Below are 11,467 nucleotides of genomic sequence, written 5' to 3'. Positions count from 1 at the left end.
CAAACAGCACACTGTGCTGTTTGCTTTACGCCAACGGTCCTGTAGTTGTGGTCATGCTGCGCATGGCTTGTTTCTGGCTCGCCTGTCGGCTCGCACGTTGGCTACAAACAGCACACTGTGCTGTTTGCTTTACGCCAACGTCCATGTAACCGGGGTGGCGCCTTGGGCGATTAGGGCTTGATTGGTGCGGGAGAAGGGTCTGGAGCCGAAGAACCCGCGTGATGCGGACAATGGGCTGGGATGGGGCGACTTGATGATGGTGGCGTTAGTGAGCAGCGGTTCAAGGCTTTGCGCATTGCGCCCCCAGAGAATGGCCACCAGCGGTTTTGGTTTACCGTTGGCATCCACGCGGGCGTTCAGGGCGCGGATAGCGGCTTCGGTGACCTGTTCCCATCCTTTGCCTTGATGGGAATTCGGTCTGCCCACACCCACGGTCAGACATCTGTTCAACAGCATGACCCCCTGTGTGGTCCAAGGCGTCAGGTCGCCATTGGACGGCATAGGAACTCCCAAGTCGTCCACCAGTTCCTTATATATGTTAATAAGACTCTTGGGAAGCGGGCGAACATCAGGCGCCACGCAAAAACTCAATCCGACGGGATGGCCGGGTGTGGGATAGGGGTCCTGCCCGACGATGAGCACCTTGATGGTGTCGAAGGGGATGGTGAACGCGCGCAGGATATTGTGACTTGCGGGCAGCCAAGGGCGCCCTGCCGCGTTTTCCGCTCTCAGAAAATCACCCATGTGATGGATGACGGGCTCCACATCGGCCAAGGCATGCGCCCAGCCCGGTTCTACCAGTTCGCTCAGCGGTTTGATCATGGTTCCATACTCTAGCCAAACGTGCATATACAGTGCATGTCCGTGACATGGCATGCGACGCGCTAGCCCATTTCGTGCCGGACGGTTACACTCGGGTGTAGTTTGCATGAAGGAGGCCGGCGTATGGCGCGCGACAAAGTGACCTACGAATCATATGAACAGGATGTCTTCGACAATCCGCCCCAGGGTCCCGTCGGGGCTCATCGCGGTTCCCGCCCGGTCATGACCCGCGTCGCGCCATTCATCATCGTGATCGTGGTGGCTGCGCTGTGCGGCTTCGGCGCTTGGGCATATGGCAGTGGCGAGTATCAGAACCTGCTGAATCTGAAGACACCCCAATCCACGACGGCGTCCAGTGACACGACGCAATCCACGACGAAGTCCGATTCGTCGGCATCCGACTCTTCGGATTCCTCGAGTTCCTCGGATTCCTCTACCAGTGATTCGTCGGCAAGCGATGATTCGAGTTCCTCAGCCGATTCGTCCAGCAGTGATTCATCCAGCAGCGACCAGAATGCGCAGCAGCAAACGCAACAAGCCCAGACCGCGACTGTGAACAAGGCCACACAAGTACGTGTGGTGAACGGCACCGGAGTCTCCGGATACGCCGGACAGAAGGCGGACGTGTTGCAGACCGCAGGATATACCAGTGTGGAAGCGGCCAATCCTACCGGTTCATTGCCAACCGGCACGGTGGTGTGGTATCAGAATGAAACCGACAAGGCCACCGCTCAGGACGTAGCCAATACGCTGGGGATTACCGCGGTGGAACAGGTTCAGGGACTGTCCGCTCCGATTACGGTTGTGCTGTTGAACTAGCATTTGTGCCAAGTATCTAGGAGAGTATCGCGACGATCATAGGCAGCGGCGATGTGACTGAATTTCAGGTGTAATCGCGTTGGGTTTGTGGAAAACCGGAGAAGCTATTCAGCCCATGTAGTGAGACGATTTTTTCTTGTTCTTCGGCTTCTGATTGGCATTGTTCCCTCGTCACTGTACAATCATGCTCTAGTCGCGAGGTAGGGGGAGCGCGATGCGGTTCTTTCTACGTTCCCTAATGGTATGTTCGCGACGCCTAGGGAACAAAGGAAAGATCAGATATGGCACAAGGTACCGTAAAGTTCTTCCTTGCCAAGAAGGGGTTCGGGTTCATACAGCCGGACGGCGGAGGCGAGGACGTTTTCGTGCATTACGCGGAAATCAAGGACGACGGCAGCAACAATAAGTTCAAGATGCTGTATGAGGGCGATCGGGTGGAATATACGCCCGTCTCGTCTGGTAAAGGTACTCAGGCTAAGGATGTCGTCAAGTTGTCTTCTGGCGAAGAACGTCCCGAGTGAGTGGTTTGCCCGCAACGACGCAGATAAGGTCCCGGTTGGTGATGTCTCATCGACCGGGACCTTTTGCGTGGTCTTCCAACGGCCAGGTTCGTTTTCATGCCGATAGCGCAATCTCCAAACACGATGTTGGCACTCTCGGGCGGAGAGTGCTAATGTCACAGTTAGCACTCGGAGGGCGAGAGTGATAACCGGCAGCTGACGGTCGGTTCGCCCATCGGCTCTCGCGGGTGATAACGGTATACATAGCCATTTGGAGGAACACACAACCATGGCAAAGATCATTTCTTATGATGAGGAAGCCCGTCAGGGCATGCTGGAGGGCCTCGACAAGCTCGCCAACACCGTCAAGGTCACGCTGGGCCCGAAGGGCCGCAACGTCGTGCTCGACAAGACCTATGGCGCTCCGACCATCACCAACGATGGCGTGTCCATCGCCAAGGAGATCGATCTCGAGGATCCGTACGAGCGCATCGGTGCCGAGCTGGTCAAGGAAGTCGCCAAGAAGACTGACGATGTCGCCGGCGATGGCACCACCACCGCAACCGTGCTCGCCCAGTCCCTGGTTCACGAGGGCCTGAAGAACGTGGTCGCAGGCTCCAACCCGATCGCCCTGCGTCGTGGTATCGAGAAGGCCACCGAAGTCATCGTCAAGGAGCTCGTCGCCGCCGCCAAGGACGTCGAGACCAAGGATCAGATCGCTGCCACCGCAACCATCTCCGCCGCTGATCCCGAAGTCGGCGAGAAGATCGCTGAGGCTCTGGACAAGGTCGGCCAGGACGGCGTGGTGACCGTCGAGGACAACAACCGCTTCGGTCTGGACCTCGACTTCACCGAGGGCATGCGCTTCGACAAGGGCTACATCGCTCCGTACTTCGTGACCAATGCCGACGATCAGACCGCCGTGCTTGAGGATCCGTACATCCTGCTCACCTCCGGCAAGGTCTCCTCTCAGCAGGACATCGTGCACGTCGCCGAGCTGGTCATGAAGACCGGCAAGCCGCTGCTGATCATCGCCGAAGATGTTGATGGCGAGGCTCTGCCTACCCTGATCCTGAACAACATCCGTGGCACCTTCAAGTCCTGCGCCGTCAAGGCTCCGGGCTTTGGCGACCGCCGCAAGGCCATGCTGCAGGATATGGCCATCCTGACCGGTGCTCAGGTCGTGTCCGATGAGCTGGGCCTCAAGCTTGACTCCATCGACGTCTCCGTGCTCGGCCACGCCAAGAAGGTCATCGTCTCCAAGGATGAGACCACCATCGTTCAGGGTGCCGGCTCCAAGGAAGACATCGACGCCCGCGTGGCTCAGATCCGTGCCGAGATCGAGAACACCGATTCCGACTACGATCGCGAGAAGCTGCAGGAGCGTCTCGCCAAGCTGGCCGGCGGCGTGGCCGTCATCAAGGTCGGCGCTGCCACTGAAGTCGAGGCCAAGGAACGCAAGCACCGCATCGAGGATGCCGTGCGCAACGCCAAGGCCGCTATCGAGGAAGGCCTGCTGCCTGGTGGTGGCGTGGCTCTCGTTCAGGCTGCCGCCAAGGCCGAGAAGGACGAGGCTGTCACCTCCTTGACCGGCGAAGAGGCTACCGGTGCCGCTATCGTGTTCCGTGCCATCGAAGCTCCGATCAAGCAGATCGCCGAGAACTCCGGTGTGTCCGGTGACGTGGTGATCGACAAGGTCCGTTCCCTGCCGGAGGGCGAGGGCTTCAACGCTGCCACCGACACTTACGAAGACCTGCTGGCCGCTGGCGTGACCGACCCGGTGAAGGTGACGCGCTCCGCTCTGCAGAACGCCGCTTCCATCGCTGGCCTGTTCCTGACCACCGAGGCCGTTGTGGCCAACAAGCCGGAGCCGAAGGCTGCCGCCCCGGCTGGTGCCGGCGCTGACATGGGCTACTGATCGGTATCCGATTGCCAGCTGATTGCAGCTCTAACTGACTGAGTGTCGGGGAGGTTCCTTCGGGAGCCTCCCCGACACTCGTTTTGGATCAGTTCATTGGATTGGCCAGGAATGCAAACGGCGCATCGGTCATTGCGCGAACAGCCGTGAAGCCGCGGCTTCGGCGTCCGCATATACCGTGGACGCTGAAGCCAGTGCACGCTGTATTGATTCCAGTGAGGCCTCCATCTGCTGTTGCGCCGCTCGCCACCCTGCTACCGCTGAGGTGAATTGTGTGGCCGCCGATCCGCGCCAGGCCTCTTGCAGCGCGGCGAGATTGGTATACATGCCGCCGACTGCCTGCCTGATTTGCGCCACGGACCCCGCCACAGCGGCCGACGACGATTGGATTCGCTCGGAATCTACTTGATATTGGGGCATCGTTGCTCCTTTCTGTCGATGATGTGCTCGGTAACGGGCGTTCGTTATTGCGAATACCGAACGCTATGGTGGAGCTTATGGCAAATTCGAATTGGGCGGACGTTTTTATGACCAATGTGGTTCCAGCTTCGGCATCATGCAGTACGACTCAACGACGCAAGGCGGGGAATTGGCTTGTCTGTGCGGTTTTCGCGTGTATTGCACTGGTGCTTGCCTGCATGTCTCTGACCGTCAACGCGTATGGGGATAACTCGGACCCCAGTGCGAATGATTCGAACAGTTCGAACAGTGGCGTCACCATCACCGATAACATCACCGATACTGAGAACCTGCTTGGATCCCATGCCGCCGAAGTCACCGATGCCATTGCGCAGACCGAACAGGAAACCGGCGTGCATGTCCACTTGCTGTACCTGTCCAGCTTCAATAGCGAACAGACGCCGCAACAATGGGCCTCCAATGTATTGGAATCCACCAATCCCCAGCCCAACACCGTGCTGCTGGCGGTGGCCTCCAATGATGGCAATCTGGTCGTGGCGGTCTCTTCCAATTCCGACGAGTGGCTGAGAAACCAGGACACGGTCGACAAATTATCTGATGCCGCGCAGGCGCCTTTGATGAAAAGCACGCCTGATTGGCCCGGGGCGGCCACTGCCATGATGGACCAGATCGCGCAGGCCAAGAAGACCACCACATCACGCTCCACTGTGATGTTTGGCGTCGCGATCATGGTCGGTGTGCTGGTGGTGCTGGCCATCGTGGCCGTCGTGATGGTGAAACGTCGTCGGCGCAAGAGCGCTCATAAGAGCACTGAGAAGAAGCCCAGGAAAAAACTTCAAGCGAGTATTCAGGAAACACCCAGACGGGCGCGCCACTCTAGAAAGCATGAGTAAGCCTATTGAAGCATCGATTGTTGTCGTAGACGACGAACCGTCCATTCGTGAACTTCTGGTCGCCTCGTTGCATTTCGCCGGATTCGAGGTCAACACCGCGGCATCCGGTTCCGAAGCCATCGAAGTGATTGAGAAGGTGCAGCCGGACCTGATTGTTCTTGATGTCATGCTGCCTGACATTGATGGGTTCACGGTAACCCGCCGCATCAGGCAGGAAGGCATCGATGCGCCGGTATTGTTCCTGACCGCGCGCGACGACACCCAGGACAAGATCATGGGATTGACCGTAGGCGGCGACGATTACGTCACCAAGCCCTTCAGCCTTGAGGAAGTGGTGGCGCGCATCCGGGCCATCCTGCGCCGTACCCGGGAGCAGGTGGAAGACGATCCGATTATCCGCGTCGCCGATCTGGAAATCAACGAAGACTCCCATGATGTGACCCGTGCGGGTCAGCCCATCGATCTGAGCCCCACCGAATACAAGCTGTTGCGCTACCTGATGGATAACGAAGGCCGTGTGCTGTCCAAGGCCCAGATCCTGGACCATGTCTGGCAATACGACTGGGGAGGGGATGCCGCCATTGTGGAATCGTACATCTCCTATCTGCGCAAGAAAGTCGATGGCATCGAAGTCACCGATGACAATGGCGAAAAGCACAAGGTGACCCCGCTGATCGAAACCAAGCGTGGCATCGGTTACATGATTCGCGAGCCGAAGCATTAAGACGGCAGGTGTGCATGACCAGCCCTGAGAAGTCCCCGCAGCCAGTTTCTCCGGCATCGCCCGCAGTCTCCGGCACCAAGAGCTCCATGGCAAACACCTCGACAGACAGCAGTCCACGTGTGAATGTGCCGGGGCTCCAGTATCTCAAGGAACATCACGAGCGTAAGCGCAATTTTTTCCTGCGCCATCTTGACCGTGTCTCACTGAGCGGCAAACTTGTGGCCTGCACCATCGTGGTGCTGCTTGTGGGCGTCACAGTGATTTCCTTCTCGATTCGCACTCTGGTGGGCAACTACATGATGGAGAAGGTCGATACGCAGCTTCGTGTGCAAAGCCAGCTGGTGTTCAATAACATCGATCTTCTGGCCAAAGACGATAATTCGAATGGGTTGACCAGCCCCAATTCCTATTTCCTTCAGCTCCAATACACGGACGGCACCAAGGATGCAGACGGCAATCCGCTGACAGTGACGCCGCTGTTGCCACAGCTGAAGGATGGTCTGGTCTCCATACCGGTGCTTCCTTCGGACGGTGATACCTCGGGTATCACGCTCGGGCAGGTGTTCACCGCCCCCGCAGTCGCCAAGCAGATCGTTCAGGTGCAGAGTGACACCGCACAGTCTCCCGCACAGGGCGATGCCTCCGGAGGCGGCGGCACGGATGGCAGCGACTCCTCTCAATCCACCAGCCGCGTCACTACGGTGTTGACTGATCCACGCAACAATGTCAGCCATGCCACGCTTGCTTCGGCGAATTCCCCATGGCGCGTATTGCCGATGCAATGGACCGAACGAGACTCCAAAGGAGTCGAGAAGATACGCGGAGTGATGTATATCGGTCTTTCGCTGTCCGACCAGATCGATACGCTCAATACGCTGACTCGCTACTGCGTGGTCGTGGGCATCGCGGTACTGCTGTTGGGCGGCTCATTATCCACGCTGATCATTCAGCAGACAATGACTCCGCTCAAGCGTATGGAGAAAACAGCGGCGAAGATCGCCGCAGGCGATTTGAGCCAGCGTATCCCATCCGCTCCGGAGAACACCGAAGTGGGGTCGCTCGCCGCCTCGCTCAACACGATGCTCACCCGAATAGAGGTCAGCTTCCATGAGCAGGAAGAGACCACCGAGAAGATGAAGCGGTTCGTCTCCGACGCCAGCCATGAGCTGCGCACTCCGCTCGCAGCGATCCACGGATACGCGGAACTGTACAAAATGCAGCGTGACATGCCCGGTGCATTGGAGCGCGCCGACGAATCGATCGAACATATTGAACGTTCCAGCCAGCGTATGACCGTGCTGGTGGAGGATTTGCTGTCCTTGGCTCGGCTGGACGAAGGCCGTGGCATTGATGTGACGGGCAGCGTGAACCTGGCCTCTCTGGTCACGGATGCCGTGGATGACCTGCATGCGCTTGACCCGAACCGCACGGTCATGCGCAATCGTCTGGCGCTGGCTCCAGGTCGGGACATGAGCCATCCGGCATCGTTGCAGTTGGCGGATGGCGGCTGGGAAGCCGTAACCTTGTCCGGTGACGCGTCGCGCCTGCGCCAAGTGGTCACCAATATCGTGGGCAACATCCACCGGTATACCCCTGCCGATTCTCCGGCGGAAGTGGCGATTGGCACCATGCCCGCCGCCATCGACCCCCGGCAGCTGTCCCAGATGCCTACCACAGAGGCGTCGATGCGGCGCTTCATCGATGCCGCCGAAGTCGGCGCTTCGATGCAGACCGGATACCGGTATGCCGTGTTGCAGTTCGTGGACCATGGCCCCGGCGTTCCGCCTGAATCTCGGTCGAAGATTTTCGAGCGTTTCTACACCGCCGATCCTTCGCGGGCACGGCAGAAGGGCGGCACCGGATTGGGCATGGCCATCGCACAGTCCGTAGTCAAAGCGCATCATGGATTCATTTGCGCCACCGGTACGGAGGGAGGCGGCCTCACTTTTACCGTCATCCTGCCCATCGAACGGATGGCTTCCGCGCCGGCCGGACATCAGACGCAGACCAAGCCCGCCAAAACGAAGACCTCGTGGTTCTCAGGTGAGCGTAAAGCGTAAGACGACTCAGCCCGGTGGCACAGGTCAAGGCCTGTGAGGTACACTATACCTTCGGTTCATTACTCCCTAAGCACTAAGGAAGGTTTCGCAATGCCCACCGGTCGAGTTCGTTGGTTTGACGCAGCCAAGGGTTATGGCTTCATCACCAGTGAGGAAGGCAAGGACGTGTTCCTGCCGGCTCAGGCCCTGCCCTCTGGCGCCACTACGCTGCGCAAGGGTGCCAAGGTGGAGTATTCCGTGGTGGACGGACGTCGTGGCCCGCAGGCCATGGATGTACGCCTGATCGCATCGGCACCGAGCCTGGTGAAGGCCACCCGTCCCAAGCCGGATGACATGGCTGCCATTTGCGAGGACCTCATCAAGATGCTTGACTCCGCAGGCAACACACTGCGTCGACACCGCTACCCGTCTTCCGCCGAAAGCAAGAAGCTTGCTTCGTTGCTGCGTGCTGTGGCGGATCAATTTGATGTACAGGATTGATTGATCCATGACCGATACTGATGAGACCACGGTGACGCCCGATCCTCGCGCCATAGCGCAGGCCGTGCTGTTCGAGGTTGCGGACGAACCTGAACAGGTAGGCGAGTTCGTCACCGCCAACGAGATGGAGGACTACGTCACCGATTTCCGTTTTGCTGCCCATATCCGCGGTTACGAGGGATGGCAGTGGTCGGTGACGTTGTATCACGACCCGGAACTCGGCTCGTGGACGGTCAACGAATCCTCACTGATTCCTACTGAGGACGCGCTGCTGCCGCCGAAGTGGATTCCGTGGAAGGACCGTCTGGAGCCCACCGATCTTTCACCGACCGACTCCATTGGCACAGATCCCGACGATGAACGCATCGAAACCGGTGAAATCGAGGAATCCTCACTCGAGGATGTCAATGATGCCGCTGAGACCTTTCGGCTCACGCGGCGTCATGTGCTGAGCCCGCTGGGGCGTGCACAGGCGGCCAAGCGTTGGTATGACGGACCTCGAGGTCCCAAGGCATTGAGCACCAAGACCGCGGACGGCAATTTATGCTCGGATTGCGGGTTCTTTGTGCCGCTGACGGGCGAGCTGAACCGCATGTTCGGCGTCTGCGCCAACAAGTGGAGCCCGGATGACGGTCGTGTGGTCTCGCTCGATCATGGCTGTGGCGAGCATTCCGAAATCGAACCCCCTGAGCCGAGTCGCATCTGGGTGCAGTCCAAGCCTGCTTTGGATGACCTGCATATCGATATCGTGGCGCATGCCAAGACGCGCAGGCAGTCGCCTATCTTGGATGATGATGAGGCTGAGGCTGGATTTGAGGCTGAGGCTGGCGGGCCTGAAGCTGTCAAGGTTGCCGAGGTTTCCGAAGCGACGGACGAGACGACGACCGTATCTGAGGTGGGAGAGGCCTCCGATACCACTGCGGATGCTATTGATGCCGTTGATGCCGGACACGCCGGCACGCAGCCGACTGACGTGTCTGGCGCGCCAGAAGGGACGGCATTGTCGGAAGGCGGCCTGGACGGCAGTGATTCGAGCCATGTTGAGGACGTCGTTGCCGACTCGACCGATATCACCGAGAACGATGCGACAATCTCGGTGACGGATGCCTCCGATGCGGTGGCTGGATACCGTGATGCGGATCCCGGCTCGCTGTCCGACGAAACGTCGGCTGAATCGGATCCCGATGACGGGGAAGACGGCACCATTCGTGATGATGACGACGAGTCCGAACCGGACGACGACGCTCTTGATCATGCGGATTCCGTTGGCGTCGATATCGACGATGACGATATCGATGACGAGGATGACGATGAGGATGACGAGGCCACCGAAGAGGACATCCTTGCCAACACCACCGTGGATGACGGCGATGATGACGGCGACATGGATGATGATTTGGTTGACGATGATTCCGCCGTATCGGAAGATGTGTCGCCGGAACTGGAAACCGTCATCGATCTGATCGAGCAGCTTCGTCAGAGCAGGACCGAGGAAGTCGTCGACACCGATGATACGGACATCGACTCCCCGGATGGTGCTGATGACGCTTCGCACAACGAGCAATAGACGCAGAATACTACGTGGGGAATGCCTGGCTTCATTGTAGGGAGAGTTCCGCCAGAAATACCTTGGGGTGCTGTGTGTGGGGAGAATCCATGGGGTGCTGTGGAAGGGGGAAAAGAATCCGTAGGACGCTTCGCGACGGGAGCGCCCCACGGAACGATTATCTCAGTGCACGACGGTCACCGTGCATTCGGCGAAGTTGACGATCTGACGGGACACCGAGCCGAGGAAGTGCGCATCCAGACCGGACAGGCCTCGCGACCCGACCACCAGATGACTTGCATACCGGGAAGCGGCGATCAGTCCCTTGGACGCCGGGATATGGAAAGCGTCGAAGGCGACTTTCACGCCTTCGGGAACGGATACCTTGGCCATCAGATCCGAGAGTATCGCTTCGGCGCGCTGCTGTCCGACCTCCACCGGCGCAACGGCGTTCTCATAACCCGGGATTACCCCGAGGTCGCGTAACTGCCAACAGAACATCACGTTCAGCGGCTTGTCATGGATGCGGGCCTGTTCCAACGCGAAATCAAAGGCGTGCCGAGAGGTCTCTGAGCCATCGACGCCAACCACCACCGGCCGGCCGGCCGGCTTGGCTTCAGGCGCGGGATTCACGTAATGCACCGTCGTGTCACTTGGGGTGAGCGCATTGGCGATGGCGTCGGTCACGGTCTCCTCTTCGCTGCCGCTGATACGCACCACGGTCACTGGAACCTGCGCTTCTTCGGCCAAGGAGGCGGATAGCGAACCGAGGAACCAACGCGCCACGCGCCCCAGTGAACGCCGCCCCACGACGATCTGCTGGGCGTTATGCCCGATCTGCAACAGGGCAGCGGTGCCCGAAGCCTTGACGGAAGTGAGTTTGAGGTTCGCGGGATCGAAGTCAATGCCTTTGGCGGCTCGATCCACCCAGTCGCGCAGTTCATTCGCTATGTCATGTCGGATGGTGGCCCAAGCCTCGTCGCTATCGGGCTCCGACCCCATGTCCCAGGAATGGGTCCAGCCGAATACCGCATTGACGTTCTGACCGGTCAGCGCGGCCTCTTCAAGGGCCCATTTCAATGCCGCGAACGATTCGTCGGAACCATCAACACCAACTACAATGTCAGCCTTGGCGTTCAGTTCAGTCATCACAACCTCCTATGCATCAGTATGGATGGCGAATCCGATACGTCCAGCATATCGTTTTCTTTCCCGCTTACGGCGCAATTCACGGAATGATGTGAATAAACGTCACCGCGAATCGGTAGAGTAAGACGGAATGTCA

At 58.9% G+C, this 11,467-nt stretch carries 10 protein-coding genes and 1 pseudogene; 8 read left to right on the top strand and 3 right to left on the bottom strand.

What is annotated here, in order from left to right:
• Positions 1-129 precede the first annotated feature (129 nt).
• Positions 130-822 carry a uracil-DNA glycosylase gene (locus BW09_RS00805; protein ID WP_044088666.1) on the bottom strand — a complete coding sequence of 231 codons (693 nt, stop codon included), beginning with the start codon at positions 820-822 and terminating at the stop codon, positions 130-132.
• A gap of 123 nt (positions 823-945) precedes the next feature.
• Between BW09_RS00805 and BW09_RS00800 the strand changes: the two genes are divergently transcribed.
• From BW09_RS00800 to groL, 3 genes are all read left to right on the top strand, one after another.
• Positions 946-1,641: a LytR C-terminal domain-containing protein gene (locus BW09_RS00800; RefSeq protein WP_140464561.1), complete on the top strand. Its 696-nt coding sequence runs from the start codon at positions 946-948 to the stop codon at positions 1,639-1,641.
• Between the two features lie 281 nt (positions 1,642-1,922).
• A complete protein-coding gene (locus BW09_RS00795) occupies positions 1,923-2,162 on the top strand; it encodes a cold-shock protein (RefSeq protein WP_033890233.1) in 240 nt (79 codons plus the stop codon).
• 268 nt (positions 2,163-2,430) lie between these two features.
• Positions 2,431-4,059 (top strand): chaperonin GroEL, encoded by a 1,629-nt coding sequence (gene groL / locus BW09_RS00790; RefSeq protein ID WP_044088664.1) that lies wholly within the window; start codon positions 2,431-2,433, stop codon positions 4,057-4,059.
• Between the two features lie 129 nt (positions 4,060-4,188).
• Here the strand turns inward: groL and BW09_RS00785 are convergent, their stop codons facing one another.
• A complete protein-coding gene (locus BW09_RS00785) occupies positions 4,189-4,479 on the bottom strand; it encodes a WXG100 family type VII secretion target (protein ID WP_044088663.1) in 291 nt (96 codons plus the stop codon).
• A gap of 218 nt (positions 4,480-4,697) precedes the next feature.
• On the opposite strand from BW09_RS00785, the gene BW09_RS00780 reads away from it, so the two are divergent.
• The 5 genes and pseudogenes from BW09_RS00780 to BW09_RS00760 all read left to right on the top strand — a co-directional run.
• Positions 4,698-5,372, top strand: a complete 675-nt coding sequence (locus BW09_RS00780) for a TPM domain-containing protein (protein WP_140464559.1) — start codon at positions 4,698-4,700, stop codon at positions 5,370-5,372.
• Positions 5,365-6,096, top strand: coding sequence for a response regulator transcription factor (locus BW09_RS00775; RefSeq protein WP_044088661.1), 732 nt, complete (start codon positions 5,365-5,367; stop codon positions 6,094-6,096). The genes BW09_RS00780 and BW09_RS00775 overlap by 8 nt, the downstream gene beginning before the upstream one ends.
• 86 nt (positions 6,097-6,182) lie before the next feature.
• Entirely contained in the window at positions 6,183-8,156 is a 1,974-nt protein-coding gene (locus BW09_RS00770; protein WP_181161698.1) for a HAMP domain-containing sensor histidine kinase, read from the top strand.
• Between the two features lie 90 nt (positions 8,157-8,246).
• Positions 8,247-8,636: a cold shock domain-containing protein gene (locus tag BW09_RS00765; protein WP_044088660.1), complete on the top strand. Its 390-nt coding sequence runs from the start codon at positions 8,247-8,249 to the stop codon at positions 8,634-8,636.
• 7 nt (positions 8,637-8,643) lie between these two features.
• Positions 8,644-9,442: pseudogene (locus tag BW09_RS00760) on the top strand (DUF3027 domain-containing protein); the annotation flags it as partial.
• Between the two features lie 923 nt (positions 9,443-10,365).
• Here BW09_RS00760 and BW09_RS00755 read toward each other — a convergent pair.
• Positions 10,366-11,331, bottom strand: coding sequence for a universal stress protein (locus BW09_RS00755; RefSeq protein WP_044088659.1), 966 nt, complete (start codon positions 11,329-11,331; stop codon positions 10,366-10,368).
• Between the last annotated feature and the right edge of the window lie 136 nt (positions 11,332-11,467).

It is taken from the genome of Bifidobacterium sp. UTCIF-1, assembly GCF_006408915.1.
Taxonomy (GTDB): Bacteria; Actinomycetota; Actinomycetes; order Actinomycetales; family Bifidobacteriaceae; genus Bifidobacterium; species Bifidobacterium reuteri.
Note: the sequence above shows the minus strand (reverse complement) of the source record. Positions and strands in the feature narration are given on the sequence as shown.

Excerpts from the sequence above, each read along its gene's own strand:
- BW09_RS00805 (WP_044088666.1), bottom strand. The coding sequence starts at position 822 with ATGATCAAACCGCTGAGCGAACTGGTAGAACCGGGCTGGGCGCATGCC.
- BW09_RS00800 (WP_140464561.1), top strand. The coding sequence starts at position 946 with ATGGCGCGCGACAAAGTGACCTACGAATCATATGAACAGGATGTCTTC.
- BW09_RS00795 (WP_033890233.1), top strand. The coding sequence starts at position 1,923 with ATGGCACAAGGTACCGTAAAGTTCTTCCTTGCCAAGAAGGGGTTCGGG.
- groL (WP_044088664.1), top strand. The coding sequence starts at position 2,431 with ATGGCAAAGATCATTTCTTATGATGAGGAAGCCCGTCAGGGCATGCTG.
- BW09_RS00785 (WP_044088663.1), bottom strand. The coding sequence starts at position 4,479 with ATGCCCCAATATCAAGTAGATTCCGAGCGAATCCAATCGTCGTCGGCC.
- BW09_RS00780 (WP_140464559.1), top strand. The coding sequence starts at position 4,698 with ATGTCTCTGACCGTCAACGCGTATGGGGATAACTCGGACCCCAGTGCG.
- BW09_RS00775 (WP_044088661.1), top strand. The coding sequence starts at position 5,365 with ATGAGTAAGCCTATTGAAGCATCGATTGTTGTCGTAGACGACGAACCG.
- BW09_RS00770 (WP_181161698.1), top strand. The coding sequence starts at position 6,183 with ATGGCAAACACCTCGACAGACAGCAGTCCACGTGTGAATGTGCCGGGG.
- BW09_RS00765 (WP_044088660.1), top strand. The coding sequence starts at position 8,247 with ATGCCCACCGGTCGAGTTCGTTGGTTTGACGCAGCCAAGGGTTATGGC.
- BW09_RS00755 (WP_044088659.1), bottom strand. The coding sequence starts at position 11,331 with ATGACTGAACTGAACGCCAAGGCTGACATTGTAGTTGGTGTTGATGGT.